We start from the raw sequence: 19,896 nt of genomic DNA on the forward strand, positions 1-19,896 counted from the left end.
CAGTTCTCGACTTGAGTACCCCAGCGGATGGCCCCCGACCTGCGGAAACCGGCAGAGTGATGGCACCGGGACGACGGCCTGTCAGCAGGCCGCCCGCCCCGGTAGCGGTTTCGCGTCCATCGGCAGTGGGGGATCGATGGCCACTGTTGCGAGCCGCGCGGACAGGCCGGACGACGGCCGCGCACCGCCGATACGGGGCGGCGGAGCGGGGCCGGGGGGACGGACGGCCGACGGGGGGAGTACCGGGACGTGTCGGGCCGTTGGCGCCCGCACTCCCGGTTGACGAGCAGGGCGGTTCCGCACGGCAGGCCGACGGGGGAGTCGGGGCGGCCGGGCGGGGCCGCCCTCGCCATGCGCCGCCCGGGGCGCCGGACGGCCTCTCGGGGACGGATTGGGGACGGATTGTCAGTGGTGGCGTTCAGGATGGAGTCGCACGGGTCGTCCGACCCGCGTCACCCGCTTTGGACCGGGGGACTCCATGACCATCAGCCACCCTGAGACCGTCACCCGCCGCCCGTCCGCCGATTCCCGTGTCCCGGCTCCCCAGAGCCCGCTGCCACCGGCCGCGCCGCCGCAGAGCCCGCCGCAGCAGACCCCACTGCCACTGAACCTGCCGCCGAGTCCGGCACCGCGCGGCCGGGGTGCCGACATCCACCCCGTGCTGCGCCGGGCCGCCGCCCCGCCCGCCGCGCTGGACCTGCTCCGCCAGGCCGATCTGACACTCGTCCGGGCAAGTCAGTACGAGGACCCGCTGGAGCGGTACGCTGCCGCGCACCTGGCCGCGCTGCGGACCACCGCGGCCGTGCTCGCCGTCCGGGGGCGGCCGGAGCGGAACCCGCGCCGCCGCCGGGCCATCCGCAGCGCCTGGGACGTCCTGCCGGAGGTCGCTCCCGAACTCGCGGAGTGGGCCGTCTACTTCGCGGCCGGCGCCCGCCGCCGGGCCGCCGCCGAGGCGGGCATCCGGGGTGCGGCCACCGCGCGCGAGGCGGACGACCTGATCCGCAACACCGCGCTCTACCACCGCATCGTCCAGCGGCTGCTCGGACTTCACCCCGACCCGCAGACCCGGCCGTTGCCTCCCGACCGCCGCGCCGCCGCGCCGGGGGACGCCGGGTAGCCCGGCGGCCGACCGCCTGCGGGGCGCAGACCCAGCCCGTTGTGCAGCCGGGGCGGGGCGGGGCTGCGGAGGGTCCGGGCGCACTAAGGTGGGGGCATCAGCAACCCCCGCGACGAGGAGCTTCAGCCTTGTACCCGACGCGTCCCCGCAGCGCCCTGCGTACCGCCGTGGTGTGGGAGGTGGTGAAGACGGCCCTCGAACACCGGGCCGCCGAGCTGGACCAGCCGGTACTGGACGTGCTCGACACGGGCGGCGGCACCGGTAACTTCGCCGTGCCGGTGGCCCGGCTCGGCCACCGGGTGACCGTGGTCGACCCGAGCCCGGACGCGCTCTTCGCGCTGGAGCGCCGGGCCGCCGAGGCGGGCGTCACCGACCTGGTCCGCGCCGTGCAGGGCGACACCCAGACCCTGCCCGAGGTGATCAGCCCGGGCAGCGTGGACGCGGTGCTCTGCCACGGTGTCCTGGAGATGGTGGACGACCCGGCCGAGGCGCTCGGCAACCTCACCGCGACCCTGCACAAGGGCGGCCTGGTCAGCCTGCTCGCCGCCAACCGCAACGGCGCCGTGCTGGCCCGCGCCCTCGGCGGCCACTTCGCCGAGGCCCGTGCCGTGCTGGACGCCTCCGACGGCCGCTGGGGCGAGCAGGACCCGATGCCCCGCCGGTTCAGCGTCGAGGAGCTCGACCGCCTGGCCTGTGCCGCCGGTCTGCGGGTGGACTCGGTGCACGGTGTACGGGTCTTCGCCGACCTCGTCCCCGGCGTCCTGGTGGACACCGAGCCCGGTGCGATGGACGCGCTGCTCAGGCTGGAGCAGGCCGCCGCAGGGGAGCCGGCCTTCCACGCCGTGGCCACCCAGCTGCACCTGCTCGCCTCGCTCGCCTGACCGTTCGCTCACAGTCCGCTCGCCGTCCGTGCACCGTCCGCGCACCGTTCCGAAAGATTCCGCTCTTCCGGGCACTTGTCCCGGCGCTGCGGCGTTGGGCACCGTACGGGAAGCACACGGGCACGTGGCCGGAGCCACGTGCGCCTGACCACCCCGAACCCGGCTCCCGGACCGTATGATCTGGGTAAAGCCGGAAAGCATGACAGCCAGAACCATGGGGCATATGGACCACACAGGGCCGAGCCAGGGGTGGTGGACCGGTCGCCCCGCGACCGACGAGTAGGAGGACTCCGTGCCGCTCTCGGAGCACGAGCAGCGACTGCTCGAGCAGATGGAGCGAGCGCTGTACGCAGAAGATCCCAAGTTCGCGTCAGCGCTCGAGGGAACCGGGCTGCGCACCTACACCCGTCGGAAGGTCTACCTGGCCGCCGCAGGGTTCGTCGTGGGTGTCGGCCTCCTGATGGGGGGCATGGTCGCTCAGCACATCTGGGTGGGCGTTGTCGGGTTCCTGGTGATGCTGGTCTGCGCGGTCCTCGCCGTTACCGGCTGGAGGCGCAGTCCTGCCGGGCACAGGGCAGGTCCCAAGGCGGCCCCAGCCCCGCGTCGGAAGGCCAGTGTGATGGACCGGATGGAGCAACGCTGGCAGCGCCGCAGGGACGAGCACAACGGCATGTAGCCGGTCGGCGTTCTGGACGGACGGGTGACAGACGGGTGAGGGCGGGCAGTCCATCGACTGCCCGCCCTCACCTGTTGTGCTGCCCGGCCGGCCAGGCCCCGCCGGGGGCTACCGCTTGCGGCGGGGCAGCCGGGCGCGTACCGGTTCGGCGAGCCGGGAGGCGAGTCGGCCGAGGGCCGCGCGGCCGGCGGCGGCCCGGTCCTCGAACCGCCACCGCAGCCGCACCGAGGAGGGCGGCAGCAGCACCGCCCGGGCCCGGCCGCGCCGTCCGGCGGCGGCCCGCAGGCCCGCCGAGGCGGCCCGTACATCCGCCCCGAGGGCGGGCTGCGGCTGCGTCGCGGGTGCGTAGAGCACCTGCTCGGTGGCCAGCGCGACCCGTCCGGCGGCGGCGGTGGCGGTCTCGTCCAGGTGCCCGCTCTCGGCGATCCGCTGGACCGCGCGGCGCGGGGTGCGGGTCTCGTCGGGCGGGATGCCGAGGTCCCAGGCGGTGTCGGTCAGCTCTTCCCAGGCGGCCAGCACCTGCTGGTCGGTCAGCTCGGTGGACGGGCCGCCGGGCAGGTGCCGTCCGGCCCCCAGGCGCCGTCGGCGCTGTCGGGCCCGCCAGAGCATCGGTGTGGCCAGCAGGGCGAGTACCAGCAGGAGGACGGCGAGTGAGACCAGGGCCTGCCAGCCGAGCCACCACGAGGTCGGCTCGGCGGCGCGGAGCACGGCCTCGTGCTGGTCCGCGCAGTCCCCGGCCCGGCGCTGCTGCGCGCTGCAGGCGCTGCTCGGGCTGGGCGCCGCCGAGGCGCTCGCGGACGGTGCGGCGCTGGGCCGGTCGGCGGGGGCGCTGGGCGCGGGTGCGGCCTGCTCCTGGGAGTAGGACGGGGAGTTGCCGCGGCTCGGAGTCGGCTCGAAGCGGAGCCAGCCGGAACCGGCGAAGTACAGCTCGGGCCAGGCGTGGTAGTCCTGGCTGTGCACCACGTAGCGGTCGTTGCCCTGGCTGCTGCCGGGAGCGAACCCGATGGCGACCCGGGCGGGGATGCCGAGCGACCGGGCCATGGCGGCCATGGTGGCCGCGAAGTGCACGCAGAAACCGGTCTTGTCCTGCAGGAACCGGACGATGGCGTCATTGCCGGTGGCGGGGGCGACCAGCAGGCTGTAGTGGAACTCCGGCGAGTTGAACCAGGTCTGCAGGGCCACCGCCCGGTCGTAGGCGTTGGTCTTCCCCGCGGTGACGCTCCGGGCGGTCTCGGCGACCACCGGCGGAAGGTTCTGCGGGAGGGTGAGGTACCGCTTCGCGAAGTCGGCGGGTGCCGCCCCGGCCGTGCGCAGCTGCGCCGGGCTCGGCTCGACGTCCAGGCTGTCGACCTGGTACTTCAGGCCGTTGCTCTGCTGGCCGTTGTCGGCGACCACGGTACGGGCCTCGGGCTCGTACCGCCAGTGGCCCGGCACGGTGACCGTGTCGGCCGGGTACGGCATCGGCAGGGTGTCGGTGCTGAGGCTGTCGGAGATCGTGAAGCTGGTGCGGACCGGGGTGGTCGGAACGCCCCGGCCGAGGCCCTCCGGTGCGGGGAGGGGCGCCTGGAGCGGCTCCAGCGGCTGGTCGGAGGACTTCCACTCGACGCCGTCGAAGCTGTCCAGGGCATTGATCCGCAGGTACATCTGGCTCGCATTGCTGGCGTCCGTGGTGTAGCTGAACATCTCCACGTTGTCCGGCCGGTTGAGGTTGGCGGTCAGTGCCACCACCGGGTTGAGCGAGGTGATCCGCCCGGCGGAGCCGGTGCCCCGGCCCGCTCCCGAACCCTTGCCGAACAGGCCGAGATCGCCGTGCGGGATGAACACCGGCAGGACCAGCGCACACACCAGGGCGAGCAGCCCGACCCGGTGGCCGTTGTGGGAGAGCGTCCCGGTGCCGGCGCCGCCCCGGCCGGTGCCGCGGAAGACCCGGCCCCAGCGGGACAGCCGGTCCTGCCCCTCGGCGAACAGCAGCAGCAGGTAGCCGGCGGACGCGACCAGGAACCAGAGCCAGCCGTGCCCGGCACCGTTCAGCCCGGTGCCCACCGAGTAGAGCGCGAGCAGCGGCAGGCCCGCCGCCGCGGCCCGCCGCAAGGTCACCGCGAGGGCGTCCACCAGGACGGCGATCAGCGTGACCGAGCCGATCAGGATCAGCCTGAGCCCGTCCGAGGCGGGCGCCGGGATCGTGTACTGCTGGATGGTCGAGACGCCGTCGGCCACCAGGGTGCCGATCGCGTCGATCGCCTGGGGGCCAGGCAGCACGCCGGCCGTCATCGAGGGCGCGACGCTGAGGAACATCAGCAGGTACAGCACGGCCAGCAGCTGGAGCGGCACCACCAGCGCCCGGGACAGGGCGAGACGGCGCAGCCCGGCGCCGACCGCCGCCACCGCGACGATCTGGACGAAGGCGGCGAGGTACCAGGTGTTCTGCTTGACCAGGGGGGTCAGGCAGAGCGTGGTCAGCGCGGTGGCCAGCGCCGAGTAGAGCGTCAACTTGGCCCGGGTGGTCACGAACCGGCCTCGTCTCGGGAGGGGCCCCACTGCGGGGACCGGCCGGGCTGGGGGGTGGACTGGGCCTCGGGGCCGTGGGCGGCCAGGCGGCGCGAGGAGCCCTGGGCGGAGCGGTCGGCCAGGCGCCAGAGGTCGGGCACCGAGTCGTTCGATCCGGCGGGCAGGACGATCCAGCCGGCGTCCCGGAGCAGGTTGATCCGCCGGGTGGCCTGGTCGTCGGGAGCGTTGGGCGGCACCGGGCGCAGCCCGGCCCAGTCGGCGGTGGACAGCAGGAAGGCGATCCCGGCCCCGGCCCGGCGGCGCAGCCGGCCGAGCCGGGCGATCTGCTCCTCGTCGAGCTCGCCGAGGACGGCCACCAGCAGGCCCTCGCCGCCGGCCCGGAGGACCTCCTCGGCGCGGGTGAAGCCGCTGCCGTCGGACTGCTCGATCACGGCCAGCGCGTCCAGCAGCAGCCCGGCCGACTCGCCGACCGTCGCCGTGCCGCCCTCGGTGCCGGGGACGGACCAGCCGGTGTCGGTGAGCAGCCGGGTCTGGTAGCCGAGTTCCATCAGGTGGACGCCGGCCGAGGCGGCGCAGCTGACGGCCCATTCGAAGGAGGAGGCGGGGCCGGTCCCGCGGTGCGCGAGCTCCCGGGTGTCCAGCAGGACGGTGGCGCGGGCCTTGAGCGGCTGCTCCTCCCGGCGGACCATCAGTTCGCCGTACCGGGCGGTGGACTTCCAGTGCACCCGGCGTAGGTCGTCGCCCTGCCGGTAGGCGCGCGGGATGACGTCGTCGTCCCCGGCCAGCGCGAGGGTGCGGGTGTTGCTCTCGCCGCGGCCGGTCCACTCGCCGGTCAGCCGCAGCGGAGTCAGCGGCTGTACCTGCGGCACCACGGTGAGGGTGTCGGAGGCGGCGAACGACCTGGTCAGCTCGCACATCCCGAACGGGTCGGCGACCCGCAGCTGGAGCGGCCCGAGCGGGTAGCGCCCGCGGAGGTCCGAGCGGACCCGGTAGGAGACCTCCCGGAAGCCGCGCGGCTCGACCCGGTCCAGCACGAAGCGCGGGCGCGGCCCGAGCACGTACGGGACCTGGTCCTCCAGCAGCAGCAGGCCGGTGGGGACCCGCGAGACGTTGTCCAGGCGCAGGTGCACCCGGGCCTCCTGCCCGGCCGAGGCGCGGTGCGGGGCGAGCCGTCGTCCCCCGGCGACCCGGTAGCGGGTGCGCAGCAGCAGGGTGGCGGCACACAGCGGCAGTGCGGCCAGCAGCACGCCGACCTGGAGCAGGGTGTCCTGCCCGAAGACGTACGCGCACACGACGGCGGTGATCCCCGCGGCCAGGAAGGAGCGGCCCCTGGTGGTCAGGCCCTGCAGACCGGTGCGCAGACCTGACGGCTTGTCGGCCTTCGCCACCTCAGCCGCGCCCCTGCGGACGGGGGATCGGCAGCCTGGCCACCAGGTCGAGGACGATCTGCTCGACGGTGCGGCGGCCCAGCTGGGTCTCGGCGGTGGGCAGCAGGCGGTGCGCGAGCACGGGGACGGCGAGGGACTGGATGTCGTCCGGCAGCACGTACTCGCGGCCGTCCAGGGCGGCGGCCGCGCGGGCGGCCCGGACCAGGTGCAGGGTGGCCCGGGGGGAGGCGCCGAGGCGCAGCTCCGGGTGGGTGCGGGTGGCGGCGACCAGGTCGACGGCGTAACGGCGGACCGGGTCGGCGAGGTGGACCGCGCGGACCCGGTCGATCAGCTTGAGGATGTCGTCGGCGTGCGCGACCGGCTGGAGGTCGTCCAGCGGGTTGGCGCCGGCGTGGTGGTCGAGCATGGCGAACTCGGCCTCGGGGCTGGGGTAGCCGATCGAGATCCGGGCCATGAAGCGGTCGCGCTGGGCCTCGGGCAGCGTGTAGGTGCCCTCCATCTCCACCGGGTTCTGGGTGGCGATCACCATGAACGGGGAGGGCAGTTCGTAGCTGGTGCCGTCGATGGTGACCTGGCGTTCCTCCATCGACTCCAGCAGCGCGGACTGGGTCTTCGGCGAGGCCCGGTTGATCTCGTCGCCGACCACGATCTGGGCGAAGATGGCGCCGGGACGGAACTCGAAGTCCATCCGCTGCTGGTCGAAGATGCTGGTGCCGGTCACGTCGGAGGGCAGCAGGTCCGGGGTGAACTGGATCCGGCGCACCGAGCAGTCGAGCGAGCGGGCGAGGGTCTTGGCGAGCATGGTCTTGCCGACGCCGGGGACGTCCTCCAGCAGCAGGTGGCCCTCGGCCAGCAGGACGGTCAGCGCGATCCGGACGGCCTCCGGCTTGCCCTCGATGACGCTCTCGACCGAGGCGCGGACCCGCTCCACCACCGCACTCAGCTCGTGCAGCCCGGCCGGTCGCGGGGCCCCCGCCCCGACGGCGGCGGTCTGTCCGTTGTAGGTCGTCACCCGTAAACTCCCATGGCCCAGTCCGGCCGGACCTCGTCCCGGGCCCGGCCCCCACCCCGATTACGCGGCCTGCCGCCGTTTCGGTTCCGGAGAGGACCTGAGGTGCTGGAGGACCAGTCCGAGGACCGGTGAGGGCCGGTGGCGCGGTCAGGCAGCCCCAGGTGGTGCGGGGTCAGCCTGCAGGCGCATTCTTCCCTGCCGGACTGCCGAAAGTCACCCGGGAGGGCGAGACGCCGGGACTGTCCCGGTTCGTCCCGGAGGGCGTGCGGTGCCGCCCGGGGCCCGGACGTCATCGGCCGGGCCGGCGGGCGGCACCGGACGGTCAGCGGATCTCGCGCAGCAGTCCGGTGTGGACGTCGAAGACGAAGCCCCGGACGTCGTCGGTGTGCAGCAGGAACGGGGAGGTGCGCACCCGCTGCATCGACTGCCGGACGTCGCTGTCCAGGTCCACGAAGGACTCGACGGCCCACTGCGGGCGCTGGCCGACCTCCAGCTCCAGTTCGCGGCGGAAGTCCTCGGTGAGTCCGAGCAGGCCGCAGCCGGTGTGGTGGATCAGGGCGATCGAGCGGGTACCGAGGGCGCGCTGGCTGATGGTGAGCGAGCGGATGGTGTCGTCGGTGACGACGCCGCCGGCGTTGCGGATCACGTGCGCGTCGCCGAGTTCCAGGCCGAGCGCGGCGAACAGGTCGAGCCGGGCGTCCATGCAGGCCACGACGGTGACCTTCTGGACGGGGCGGGCGTCCATGCCGCCGTCGCGGTAGCCGACGGCGTAGGCCCGGTTGGCCTCGACGAAGCGATCGATGATCGTCGGGGCGGGGTCGGCAGCGGCGGACGGCGTGGGCCGGTCAGGGGTCACTGTCATGCCGACGACGGTAATAGGCTTTCGCGCTCCGTGGTGGGGGAGGGGTGCGGCTTCTTCGGCGGTGTGATGGAGTGCATAGCGGCGCACGGAGATCGGTCCGGGTGACTTGCCCGCTGTGTCCCGGTCTGTACGGCGCGCGCCGGGCGCGGTGCGCACCTCGCCCCGGCGCCCTGCCATCGGCGGCGGCCGACCATCGCCCCGCCTCCGACCTGCGGAGAGGCGATACCTCCGCCCGGGTGGTGCGCCGTCGCGGACGATTGACTGACCACTTCGGCGCGATAGAGTTGCGGCGCAGTGAAGCACCGGTGTCATGCACCGTCAACTGTGCCTTTCCGGCCGGTCGGTGCGCTCCGTACGCCGCCTTCGGCCTCCACCCGCTCCGTGCCTCCTGGCGCACCTTCCCCGGTGCCGGGCGGCACTCCTTCCCCAGGCGAGCGGGCGGGGACCAGAGGCGGCGTGCGTGTCCGGCCCGCCCGGTGGTTCAGAATGGTGGGATGAGCAGCGAGAACTCGGCCCCCAAGCACGTCCCGGTGATGCTCCAGCGCTGTGTGGACGCGCTGGCGCCAGCGATCTCCGCACCCGGCGCCGTGGTGGTGGATGCCACGCTCGGCCTCGGCGGGCACAGTGAGGCACTGCTCACCCAGTTCCCCGAGGTCAGGCTGGTGGCCGTGGACCGCGACCCGGCCGCCCTCAAGCTCTCCGGCGAGCGGCTGGCCCGCTTCGGCGACCGGGCCACCCTGGTGCACGCCGTGTACGACGAGATCCCCCGGGTGCTCGACGACCTGGGCATCCCCGAGGTGCAGGGCATCCTCTTCGACCTCGGCGTCTCCTCGATGCAGCTGGACGAGGCCGAGCGCGGCTTCGCGTACGCTCAGGACGCGCCACTCGACATGCGGATGGACCAGACCCGGGGGCTGAGCGCCGCCGAGGTGCTGAACACCTACAGCCACGGCGACCTCGCCCGGATTCTCAAGGTCTACGGTGAGGAGCGGTTCGCCGGGAAGATCGCCTCGGTGATCCTGCGGGAGCGCGAGAAGGAACCGTTCACCAACAGCGCGCGTCTGGTGGAGTTGGTGCGCAACGCCATTCCGGCCGCCACCCGGCGGACCGGAGGCAATCCGGCCAAGCGCACCTTCCAGGCGCTGCGGATCGAGGTCAACGGCGAGCTGGAGGTCCTGGACCGGGCCATCCCCGGTGCGCTCGACTCGCTCGCGGTGGGGGGGCGGATCGTGGTGATGTCGTACCAGTCGCTGGAGGACCGCCTGGTCAAGCAGTACTTCGCGGCCGGCGCCACCAGCACCGCCCCGCGCGGCCTGCCGTTCGTCCCGGAGGAGCTCCAGCCCTGGCTGAAGCTGCACACCCGGGGCGCCGAGCTGGCCACGGAACAGGAGATCGAGGAGAACCGGCGCGCCGCGCCCGTACGACTGCGCGTGGCGGAGAGGATCAGGGAGACTCGGGCCTGATCCGGCCGGGGGGAGAGCGGCGAGGGAGAAGCGCAGTGCCGGTGGCCGGCGGAGGGCCCCTCCTTGGCGGGCAGGGAGGGCGGGTTCGGGGAGGCAGGATGCTGCCCGGTCAGGGGGGCAGGGCGCGGATCACGCTGCGGCCGGGGCGGCGGTCGGTCCGGGGGCGTACGCCGTTCGCGGTGCTGGTGGTGGTGCTGCTCTCGGGCGGGCTGCTCGGGCTGCTGATGCTGAACACGGCGTTGAACGAGGGCTCGTTCGAGCTGTCCCGGCTGCAGAAGCAGACCACCGAGCAGACCGATCAGCAGCAGACCCTGCAGCAGCAGATCGACCGGGCCTCGGCCCCGGACGCGCTGGAGCACAGGGCCCGTGAGCTGGGCATGGTGCCCGGCGATGATCCCGCCTTCCTGCAGGACGACGGCAAGGTGCTGGGCAAGCCGGGCCAGGCGCAGGACAGCCCGCCGGTGAAGCGTTCCGGCACCGAGCTGTGGCAGCGGCAGAACCGGTCCGCCCAGCCGAGCGCCCCGGCCGGGCCGTCCGCCGCCGCCTCGGCTTCCGCCGCCGCCTCGGCCGCGCCGTCGCCCAGCCCCGGCGGGGACGGCACGGTGCAGATCGACCCGGCGCCGCCCGTCACCCCGTCAGCCCCGGCCGGAGGTTCGCCGCGATGAGCACACCCCGTCAGCCTCCGCGCGGCTCCGGCGAGCGCCGGCCGCAGCGCCCCGGCGGGGCCCGTCCCAAGCCCGCCGGCGACCCGGGCCGCTACCCGGCGCGCGGTGCGGCCCGTACCCCGGCGCGCAACCCGGGCGAGCGCCCGCGCGCCCCGCGTCAGCGCACCTCCGACCCGCGCCGCCCGCCGGAGCGGCGCCCGCACCCGCCGGCCGGCCGCCCCCAGCCTCGGACGGTCCGGCTCGGCGACCCGCGCCGCCGCCTGCGGCTGGTCACCGTCGCGCTGGCCCTGGTCTTCTCGGTCTTCGCGGGCCGACTGGTCCAGCTCCAGCTGCTCGACTCGGACACGCTGGCGGTCGCGGCGGGCGCCAACCAGTACTACGACGCGAAGCTCTCCGCCGAGCGTGGCTCGATAACGTCCTCGGACGGCGTCGCCCTGGCGACCACGGTGGACGCGTACGACGTCATCGCCGACCCGACCTTCTACCCCGCCGACAAGACGAAGATCCCGGACGCCCCGGAGCAGGCCGCCGCCCTGCTGGCGCCCATCCTCGGCCGCAGCAAGGAACAGCTGGCCACCGCCCTGCACACGCCGAAGACCAAGTGGGTGATGCTCGCGCCCCGGCAGGGCCCCGACGTCAAGAAGCAGATCACCGACCTGCGGACCTCGCTCACCAAGCAGACCGACACCAAGGAGTGCCGGGCGCAGAAGGCCCTCCTCGGCAAGCCCGCCGAACAGGGCGGACGCCAGCACCTGGACAACGCCTGCGTCAACCCGCTGGTGGGCCTCGGCTTCACCGAGAGCAAGCGGCGGGTCTACCCGGCCGGCGGCCTGGCCGCCAACCTGGTCGGCTTCGTCAACTCCGACGGGGTCGGCACCGGCGGCCTGGAGCTCCAGTACCAGAAGGAGCTGGCCGGCAAGGACGGCCGGGTCACCTACGCGTCCGGGGCCGGCCGGGTGGTCCCCACCTCCGCCGGCGGCAGCCAGCAGCTCCCGGTGCCGGGGCTCGACCTGCGGCTGACCGTCAACCGGGACATCCAGTGGGCGGCCCAGCGGGCCATCACCGACCAGGTGGCCAACGCCGGGGCCGAGAAGGGCTACGTGGTCGTCCAGGACGTGAAGACCGGCCAGGTCCTGGCGATGGCCGCCTCGCCCGGTTTCGACCCCAACAACCTGCGCGCCGCCAAGGCGGACCAGCTCGGCAACGCGGCCGTCCAGGACGCGTACGAGCCGGGGTCCACCGCCAAGCTGATGACCATGGCCGCCGTGCTGGACAGCGGCTCGGCGCAGTGGGACACCCACGTCACCGTGCCCAACACGCTGCAGCGCTCCGACCGGGTCTTCCACGACGACATCGACCACCCGACCTGGTACCTGACACTGGCCGGGGTGCTGGCCAAGTCCTCCAACATCGGTACCATCGAGGCCGCCGAGCACCTGGGCAAGACCCAGCAGGAGTCCAACCGGATCCTCGGCGACTACCTGCACCGCTTCGGCATCGGCCAGTCCAGCGGGCTCGGATTCCCCGGTGAGACCAAGGGCATCCTGGCCAAGCCGGAGTCCTGGAGCGGCTCGCAGCAGTACACCATCCCGTTCGGCCAGGGGCTGTCGGTCAACGCGCTGCAGGCCACCTCGGTCTTCTCCACCATCGCCAACGGCGGTGTGCGGGTGACCCCGAGCCTGCTGGCCGGGACCACCGGTCCGGACGGCCGGTACACCCCGGCCCCGGCCGGGGAGCAGACCCGGGTGGTCAAGCCGGAGACCGCCAAGACCCTCACCGGGATGCTGGAGTCGGTCGTCTCCGACGAGCAGGGGACCGGCGGCGCGGCCCAGATCCCGGGCTACCGGGTGGCCGGGAAGACCGGCACTGCCAACCGGGTGGACCCCAAGACCGGCAAGTACTCCGGCTACACCGCCTCGTTCATCGGCTTCGCCCCCGCCGAGGCGCCCCGGGTGACGGTCTCCTGCGTCATCCAGGACCCGGTCAACGGCCACTTCGGCGGCCAGCTCTGCGGGCCGGTGTTCAAGCAGGTGATGGAGTTCACTCTGAAGACCCTGCACGTCGCGCCCAGCGGGAGCGAGGCGCCCAACCTGCCCGTCGACTGGAAGCCCTGATGAGCCACCGCCCCGACCGTGCCACCGACTCGACTCCGCAGCCCGCGCCGGGTGCCGGCGCTGCTCGGCGACCCGAAGGGCGGGCCGGTGCCGCGGCGGCGCCGTCCGCCACCGAGACGGGCGGCGGCCGAGGGGCGGGGGAGCACGGCAGCGGCGGGCACCGGGGCCGGCCGGACGCGCCCGGGGGCGGTGCGGGCCGCGAGGAAGAGGCCCGGTTTGGCCCTGGGGGCCCATCGGCAGATAGCCTTCCCGCCGTGCCGAAACCCGATCAAACCAACGCGACCCCGCCCCGCCCGACCAGCCCGGCGGTGACTCCGCTCGCCGAGGTCGCCCGCCTGCTGGGCCTGGAGCCGCTCCCTTCGGCTCCCGAGGACAGCGCAGAGGGCGCGCAGGTCACTGGCATCACCCACGACTCCCGGGCGGTTCGCCCGGGTGACGTGTACGTGGCCTTCCCGGGCGCCAACCACCACGGCGCGGCCTTCGCCGCCCAGGCGGTGGCCGCCGGAGCCGTCGCCGTGCTGACCGACCAGGCCGGGGCCGAACTGGCCGTCTCCGCAGGCGTGCCGCTGCTCGTCGTGGAGAGCCCGCGGGCCGTGATGGGCCTGGTGGCCGCCGTGGTCTACGGCCGCCCCAGCGAGCAGCTGCTGACCATCGGCCTGACCGGAACCAACGGCAAGACCACCACCTCGTACCTGGTCGAGGGCGGCCTGCGCGGCGCCGACCTGGTGCCCGGGGTGATCGGCACCGTGGAGATGCGGGTCGGCGACGAGCGGATCAAGAGCGAGCGCACCACCCCCGAGGCCACCGACCTGCATGCGATCCTCGCCGTGATGCGCGAGCGCGGCGCCGACGCGGTGGTCATGGAGGTCTCCAGCCACGCCCTGGTCTACGGCCGGGTGGACGGGGTCGTCTACGACGTCGCCCTGTTCAACAACCTGACGCCCGAGCACCTGGACTTCCACCCGGACATGGAGGACTACTACCGGGCCAAGGCCCGGCTCTTCCAGCCGGAGAAGGCCCGGCGCGGGGTGGCCAACCTGGACGACGCGTACGGCCGCCGGCTGGCCGGCGAGGCGCCGATCCCGGTCACCACCTTCTCCGCCAAGGGCGACCGGGACGCCGACTGGCGCGCCGTGGACGTCCAGCTCGGCCCGGTCGGCTCGACTTTCCGGGTGCTCGGCCCGGACGGTGCCACCGCTGACGCCTCGGTGCCGCTGCCTGGGCCCTTCAACGTCGCCAACGCGCTCGGCGCGATCACCGCCCTGGTCACCGCCGGAGTGCCGCTGGAGGCGGCCGTCGCCGGGGTGGCCTCGATCGCGGGCGTGCCCGGCCGGCTGGAGCGGGTGGACGCCGGCCAGCCGTACGTCGCCGTGGTCGACTACGCGCACAAGCCGGACGCCCTGGAGGCGGTCCTGAACTCGCTGCGCGAGATCACCAAGGGCCGGCTGCACGTGGTGATCGGCTGCGGCGGCGACCGTGACCCGCACAAGCGCGGCCCGATGGGCGCCATCGCCGCCCGGATCGCCGACACGGCCGTCCTCACCAGCGACAACCCGCGCTCCGAGGACCCGCTGGCGATCCTCGCCACCATGCTGACCGGTGCCGCCGGTGTGCCCGAGGCCGAGCGCGGCGAGGTGCTGGTCGTCCCCGACCGGGCCGAGGCCATCGCCGGCGCCATCGCCCGCGCCCACGCCGGGGACACCGTCCTGGTGGCCGGCAAGGGCCACGAACTGGGCCAGTACGTACGGGACGAGATCCGTCCCTTCGACGACCGCGAGGTGCTGCGCGAGGCCATCGCGCACAGCCACGCCGAACACAGCCAGGCCGCCCAGGACCCCGCAGGGCCCCGGGACGGCCGTGGAGTGGAGCAGCAGTGATCGCACTGACCCTGGCAGAGGTCGCCACCGCCGTCGGCGGCACCCTGGATGCCGCCGACCCGCAGGCCCTGGTGACCGGCCCGGTCGAGGTGGACTCCCGCCGGCTGCGCCCCGGCGGCCTGTTCGCGGCCATTCTCGGCGAGCACGTGGACGGCCACGACTTCGCCGAGAAGGCCGTCGCGGACGGCGCCGTCGCGGTGCTGGCGACCCGCCGGGTCGGCGTCCCCGCCGTGCTGGTGGACGACGTGGTGGTGGCCCTCGGCCGACTGGCTCGCGCCGTGATGGACCGGGCGAGCGGCACCGAGGTGGTGGCGATCACCGGCTCGGCCGGAAAGACCAGCACCAAGGACCTGATCGCCCAGGTGCTCCAGCGCCGGGGCACGACCGTCTTCCCGCCCGGCTCGTTCAACAACGAGATCGGCATGCCGCTGACCGCGCTGCGGGTCGAGGAGTCCACCCGGCACCTGGTGCTGGAGATGGGCGCCCGCGGCAAGGGCCACATCGACTACCTGACCGGGATCGTCCCGCCGCGGATCGGCGTGGTGCTCAACATCGGCACCGCGCACCTGGGGGAGTTCGGCTCCAGGGCCGCGATCGCCGAGGCCAAGGGCGAGTTGGTGGAGGCGCTCACCACCGAGGGGGTCGCGGTGCTGAACGCCGACGACCCGCTGGTGCGGCCGATGGTCGAGCGCACCAAGGCCCGGGTGCTGCTCTTCGGCGAGCACTCGGAGGCTGACGTCCGGGCGGTGGATGTTCGTCTGGATGCCACCGGGCGGCCATCGTTCACGTTGATCACCCCGGCCGGTTCCGCAACGGTACAGCTGCGCCTGTACGGTGAGCACCACGTCTCGAACGCCCTCGCCGCCGCTGCGGTGGCGGTGGCGCTCGGTATGTCCGTCGACGACACCGCCGCCGCCCTTGGCGAGGCGGGTGCGCTGTCCCGCTGGCGCATGGAGGTCGTCGACCGGGCCGATGGAGTCACCGTCGTCAACGACGCCTACAACGCGAACCCCGAGTCCATGAGGGCCGCGCTGCGGGCTCTGGTGTCGATGGGGGGCCGGGGCCCGGAGCGCCGCCGCACCTGGGCGGTGCTCGGTGAGATGCGGGAGCTCGGCGAGGACAGCCTCGACGAGCACGACGCCATCGGGCGGCTCGCGGTCCGACTGGACGTCACCAAGCTGGTGGCGGTCGGCGGACGCGACGCGGCCTGCATGGAACTCGGCGCGAGGAACGAAGGTTCGTGGGGTGAGGAGTCGGTGCTGGTGTCCGACGCGGACGCGGCGATCGAGCTGCTGCGGGCTCAACTGCAGCCAGGGGACGTGGTGCTGGTGAAGGCTTCCCGTTCGGTGGGGCTGGAAACGGTTGCCGAGGCACTGCTCGCGGACGGTGCTGCCCGGTGAAGCAGATCCTCTTCTCGGGCATGATCGGGCTGGTCCTGTCCCTGCTCGGCACCCCGGCGCTGATCAAGCTGCTGGCCCGGCACGGCTACGGGCAGTACATCCGTGACGACGGCCCCAAGGCCCACCACAGCAAGCGCGGTACGCCCACCATGGGTGGTATCGCCTTCATCCTGGCGACGCTGATCGCCTACTTCGCCACCAAGGTGATAACGGGCGAGAAGCTCACCGCCTCCGGCCTGCTGGTGCTGTTCCTGACCACGGGTCTGGGTCTGGTCGGCTTCCTGGACGACTACATCAAGGTGGTCAAGCGCCGTTCGCTCGGTCTGCGGGCCAAGGCGAAGCTGCTCGGCCAGTCGTTCGTGGGCCTCGCCTTCGCGATCCTGGCGCTGCAGTTCCACGACGCGCGCGGGCTGACCCCGGCCTCGACCCACCTGTCCTTCGTCAAGGACTTCAGCTGGTCGGTCGGCCCGGTGCTGTTCGTCATCTGGGCCTATTTCATGATCGCCGCAATGTCCAACGGCGTGAACCTGACCGACGGTCTGGACGGCCTGGCCACCGGCGCCTCGGTGATGGTCTTCGGCGCCTACACCTTCATCGGCGTCTGGCAGTACGGCCAGAGCTGCGCCTCGATGATCACCGCCACCGCCAACTGCTACGACGTCCGCGACCCGCTGGACCTGGCCGTGGTGGCCGCCGGTCTGATGGGCTCCTGCTTCGGCTTCCTGTGGTGGAACACCTCGCCCGCCAAGATCTTCATGGGTGACACCGGTTCGCTGGCCCTCGGTGGCGCGCTGGCCGGTCTGGCGATCTGCTCCCGCACCGAGATGCTGCTGGCGCTGCTCGGCGGCCTCTTCGTGATCATCACGCTGTCGGTGATCATCCAGGTCGGCTCGTTCCGGATGACCGGCAAGCGCGTCTTCAAGATGGCACCGCTGCAGCACCACTTCGAGCTCAAGGGCTGGAGCGAGGTGCTGATCGTGGTCCGGTTCTGGATCATCCAGGGCCTCTGCGTCGCCGTCGGCCTCGGCCTCTTCTACGCGGGCTGGGTGACCGGATGACCCCGATCGCCTGGGACGGACTGCCCGTCACCGTCGCCGGTCTGGGCGTCTCCGGGATCAGCGCGGCCCGGGTGCTGCGCGGTCTCGGCGCCGAGGTCACGGTCGTGGACGGCGGCGACGGCGAGGGCCTGCGCTCCCGCGCCGCCGAGCTCGGCCGGCTGGGCATCCAGGTCCGGCTCGGCGACGGCGACAACCTGCCGGCGGACACCCGGCTGATCGTCACCTCGCCCGGCTGGCCGCCCAGCAGCCCGCTGTTCCTGGCCGCCGCCGAGGCGGGCATCGAGATCTGGGGCGACGTCGAGCTGGCCTGGCGGCTGCGCCGGCCGCTGCCGTCCACCGGCGAGCCGGCCCCCTGGCTGGCCGTCACCGGTACCAACGGCAAGACCACCACCGTCCAGATGCTCGCCTCGATCCTGACGGCGGCCGGGAAGCGCACCGCCGCCGTCGGCAACGTCGGCGTCTCGGTGCTGGACGCGGTGCTCGCCGAGGAGCCGTACGACGTCCTGGCCGTCGAGCTGTCCAGCTACCAGCTGCACTGGGCGCCCTCGCTGCGCCCGCACTCGGCCGCCGTGCTCAACCTGGCGCCGGACCACCTGGACTGGCACGGCTCGATGGAGGCGTACGCGGCCGACAAGGGCCGGATCTACCAGGGCAACCAGGTCGCCTGCGTCTACAACCTGGCCGACCCCGCCACCGAGGCGCTGGTCCGCGAGGCCGACGTCGAGGAGGGCTGCCGGGCCGTCGGCTTCGGCCTGGGCTCGCCGGGACTCTCGCAGTTCGGCGTGGTGGACGGCCTGTTGGTGGACCGGGCCTTCGTCCCCGACCGCCAGAAGAACGCCGCCGAGATCGGCTCGATCGCGGACGTCCACCCGCCGGCCCCGCACAACATCGCCAACGCCCTCGCGGCGGCCGCGCTGGCGCGGGCCTACGGGGTGGACGTCAAGGCCGTCAGGGACGGCCTGCAGGCCTTCCGTCCGGACGCCCACCGGATCGCCGAGGTGGCGGTCGTGGACGAGGTCACCTACATCGACGACTCCAAGGCCACCAACACCCATGCGGCGGCGGCCTCGCTGGCCGCCTACCGGCCGGTGGTCTGGATCGCCGGCGGCCTGGCCAAGGGCGCGACCTTCGACGAGCTGGTGCAGGGCGCGGCCGGGCGGCTGCGTGCGGCGGTGCTGATCGGCGCCGACCGCGAGCTGATCCGCGAGGCGCTGGCGCGACACGCGCCGGATGTCCCGGTGATCGAAGCGGCCACGGGCCAGACTGGCGCGGTGGCGATGACCGAGGTGGTCCGCGAGGCTGCCAAACTCGCCCGTCCGGGTGACACCGTCCTGCTGGCTCCGGCCTGCGCCTCGATGGACATGTTCACCAACTACGGCGAGCGCGGCGACCTGTTCGCCGCGGCCGTGCAGGATCTGAGGAAGTAGGGCGAACGAGCCGCGGGGAGACCGGCAACGGTCCCCGCGGCTCGTCGCCCCCACGCGTGAGGGGGGAACCGCCGTGGCGGGTGAGGGCAAGGCGGCCACGGCCGCTCCACCCGAGCGCACCGGCTCCCGGCTGCGGCTGATCTCGGCGACCACCACCACCTTCAAGTCGGCGGGCCCGATCGCCCGGCTGCGGGCCTTCAGGGACCGCGCGCGCTACACCCTCGGGCGGCCGCTGACGCCGTACTACCTGATCCTCGGCTCGACACTGCTGCTGGTGGTGCTCGGCCTGGTGATGGTCTTCTCCTCCTCGCAGATCCTGGTGATGCAGCGCCACCTGCCGATCACCTTCTTCTTCCGCAAGCAACTGGTCGCCGCCCTGCTCGGCCTGACGCTGATGGTGACGCTGGCGCGGACACCGGTACGGATCCAGCGGGCCCTGGTCTACCCGATACTGATCGGGGTCATCGGGGCGCTGATGCTGGTCGCCATCCCGGGCATCGGCATGGAGGTCAACGGCAACCGGAACTGGATCAACCTGGGCTTCTTCCAGGTCCAGCCCTCCGAGTTCGCCAAGCTGGCGCTGGTGCTCTGGGGCGCCGACCTGCTCGCCCGCAAGCAGAAGGGCAAGCTGCTCGACCAGTGGAAGCACCTGCTGGTGCCGCTGGTCCCCGGCACCGTGCTGCTGATGCTGCTGATCATGCTCGGCGGCGACATGGGCACCACGATGGTCCTGATCGCGATGCTCTTCGGCCTGCTCTGGATGGTCGGCGCCCCGCTGCGGCTCTTCGGCGCCACCGTGGGCATCGCCGTGGTCGCCTGCACCGCCCTGGTGATCACCGTGCCGCACCGGCTCGACCGGCTCGGCTGCGTCGGGGTCACCAAGCCGGGCCCGAACCTGGACTGCTTCCAGGCCCTGCACGGACTGTACGCCTTCGCGGCCGGTGGCCCGTTCGGATCCGGACTGGGTGCCGGTGTGGAAAAATGGGGTCAACTCCCGGAGGCGCACACCGACTTCATCTTCGCCGCGACCGGCGAGGAACTGGGTCTGGTGGGGACGCTGTCGGTACTCGGTCTCTTCGCGGCACTAGGGTATGCGGGTATCCGTGTGGCCATCGGTACGAAGGATCCCTTCGTCAGGTACGCGGCGGGTGCCGCCACCACGTGGATCATGGCGCAGGCCATGATCAACCTGGGGTCGGCGCTGGGACTCCTGCCCATCGCGGGCGTCCCGCTCCCGCTGTTCTCCTACGGCGGCTCCGCCATGCTGTCGGCCATGTGCGCCATCGGGGTGCTGCTCTGCTTCGCACGCACCACCCCGGGGGCGAAGGCGGCTCTGGCCGCCCGGAGCAAGAACTCCCGTTCCAGGGGACTCCTGGCCCGGGTGCTGCCACGACGACGAACCACAGCGCGCCCTGCTCCCCGGCCGGCGCGCAGGGAGCGGTGAATTT

The 19,896-nt window shown here is 73.2% G+C and carries 15 protein-coding genes; 11 read left to right on the forward strand and 4 right to left on the reverse strand.

Going from position 1 to position 19,896, the window contains the following annotated elements; all coding sequences use genetic code 11:
- The first annotated feature begins 478 nt into the window (after nucleotides 1-478).
- The 3 genes from UK12_RS02715 to UK12_RS02725 all read left to right on the forward strand — a co-directional run bounded on the left by UK12_RS02715 (nucleotide 479) and on the right by UK12_RS02725 (nucleotide 2,674).
- On the forward strand, nucleotides 479-1,117 hold the full coding sequence (locus UK12_RS02715) for an SAV_6107 family HEPN domain-containing protein (RefSeq protein WP_197084497.1): 639 nt from the start codon (nucleotides 479-481) through the stop codon (nucleotides 1,115-1,117).
- Between the two features lie 128 nt (nucleotides 1,118-1,245).
- Nucleotides 1,246-1,998, forward strand: a complete 753-nt coding sequence (locus UK12_RS02720; protein WP_045299038.1) for a methyltransferase domain-containing protein — start codon at nucleotides 1,246-1,248, stop codon at nucleotides 1,996-1,998.
- Nucleotides 1,999-2,290: 292 nt separating this feature from the next.
- Nucleotides 2,291-2,674, forward strand: a complete 384-nt coding sequence (locus UK12_RS02725; RefSeq protein ID WP_045299039.1) for a DUF3040 domain-containing protein — start codon at nucleotides 2,291-2,293, stop codon at nucleotides 2,672-2,674.
- 108 nt (nucleotides 2,675-2,782) lie between these two features.
- Here the strand turns inward: UK12_RS02725 and UK12_RS02730 are convergent, their stop codons facing one another.
- From UK12_RS02730 to UK12_RS02745, 4 genes are all read right to left on the reverse strand, one after another.
- On the reverse strand, nucleotides 2,783-5,182 hold the full coding sequence (locus UK12_RS02730) for a transglutaminase family protein (protein WP_045299041.1): 2,400 nt from the start codon (nucleotides 5,180-5,182) through the stop codon (nucleotides 2,783-2,785).
- The gene (locus UK12_RS02735) at nucleotides 5,179-6,570 is read right to left on the reverse strand and encodes a DUF58 domain-containing protein (RefSeq protein WP_197084498.1); all 1,392 of its coding nucleotides are present in this window, start codon (nucleotides 6,568-6,570) and stop codon (nucleotides 5,179-5,181) included. The genes UK12_RS02730 and UK12_RS02735 overlap by 4 nt, the downstream gene beginning before the upstream one ends.
- 1 nt (nucleotide 6,571) lies before the next feature.
- Nucleotides 6,572-7,582, reverse strand: a complete 1,011-nt coding sequence (locus UK12_RS02740; protein WP_045299043.1) for an AAA family ATPase — start codon at nucleotides 7,580-7,582, stop codon at nucleotides 6,572-6,574.
- Between the two features lie 322 nt (nucleotides 7,583-7,904).
- A complete protein-coding gene (locus UK12_RS02745; protein ID WP_045299045.1) occupies nucleotides 7,905-8,444 on the reverse strand; it encodes a beta-class carbonic anhydrase in 540 nt (179 codons plus the stop codon).
- 494 nt (nucleotides 8,445-8,938) lie between these two features.
- Between UK12_RS02745 and rsmH the strand changes: the two genes are divergently transcribed.
- The 8 genes from rsmH to ftsW all read left to right on the forward strand — a co-directional run bounded on the left by rsmH (nucleotide 8,939) and on the right by ftsW (nucleotide 19,892).
- Entirely contained in the window at nucleotides 8,939-9,907 is a 969-nt protein-coding gene (gene rsmH, locus UK12_RS02750) for a 16S rRNA (cytosine(1402)-N(4))-methyltransferase RsmH (RefSeq protein WP_045299047.1), read from the forward strand.
- Between the two features lie 98 nt (nucleotides 9,908-10,005).
- On the forward strand, nucleotides 10,006-10,572 hold the full coding sequence (locus tag UK12_RS02755) for a cell division protein FtsL (RefSeq protein WP_045299049.1): 567 nt from the start codon (nucleotides 10,006-10,008) through the stop codon (nucleotides 10,570-10,572).
- Nucleotides 10,569-12,686, forward strand: a complete 2,118-nt coding sequence (locus UK12_RS02760; RefSeq protein ID WP_045299051.1) for a peptidoglycan D,D-transpeptidase FtsI family protein — start codon at nucleotides 10,569-10,571, stop codon at nucleotides 12,684-12,686. The genes UK12_RS02755 and UK12_RS02760 overlap by 4 nt, the downstream gene beginning before the upstream one ends.
- A gap of 254 nt (nucleotides 12,687-12,940) precedes the next feature.
- The gene (locus tag UK12_RS02765) at nucleotides 12,941-14,563 is read left to right on the forward strand and encodes a UDP-N-acetylmuramoyl-L-alanyl-D-glutamate--2,6-diaminopimelate ligase (protein ID WP_045299053.1); all 1,623 of its coding nucleotides are present in this window, start codon (nucleotides 12,941-12,943) and stop codon (nucleotides 14,561-14,563) included.
- A complete protein-coding gene (locus tag UK12_RS02770) occupies nucleotides 14,560-15,963 on the forward strand; it encodes a UDP-N-acetylmuramoyl-tripeptide--D-alanyl-D-alanine ligase (protein WP_045299055.1) in 1,404 nt (467 codons plus the stop codon). The genes UK12_RS02765 and UK12_RS02770 overlap by 4 nt, the downstream gene beginning before the upstream one ends.
- Nucleotides 15,960-17,021, forward strand: a complete 1,062-nt coding sequence (gene mraY, locus UK12_RS02775; RefSeq protein ID WP_045299057.1) for a phospho-N-acetylmuramoyl-pentapeptide-transferase — start codon at nucleotides 15,960-15,962, stop codon at nucleotides 17,019-17,021. Before UK12_RS02770 ends, mraY begins: the two co-directional genes overlap by 4 nt.
- Nucleotides 17,018-18,448, forward strand: a complete 1,431-nt coding sequence (murD, locus tag UK12_RS02780; RefSeq protein WP_045299058.1) for a UDP-N-acetylmuramoyl-L-alanine--D-glutamate ligase — start codon at nucleotides 17,018-17,020, stop codon at nucleotides 18,446-18,448. Before mraY ends, murD begins: the two co-directional genes overlap by 4 nt.
- Nucleotides 18,449-18,521: 73 nt before the next feature.
- Nucleotides 18,522-19,892 (forward strand): putative lipid II flippase FtsW, encoded by a 1,371-nt coding sequence (gene ftsW, locus UK12_RS02785; RefSeq protein ID WP_082119246.1) that lies wholly within the window; start codon nucleotides 18,522-18,524, stop codon nucleotides 19,890-19,892.
- Nucleotides 19,893-19,896 lie beyond the last annotated feature (4 nt).

Origin of the sequence: Saccharothrix sp. ST-888 (assembly GCF_000955975.1) — a bacterium.
Classification (GTDB): domain Bacteria; phylum Actinomycetota; class Actinomycetes; order Streptomycetales; family Streptomycetaceae; genus Kitasatospora.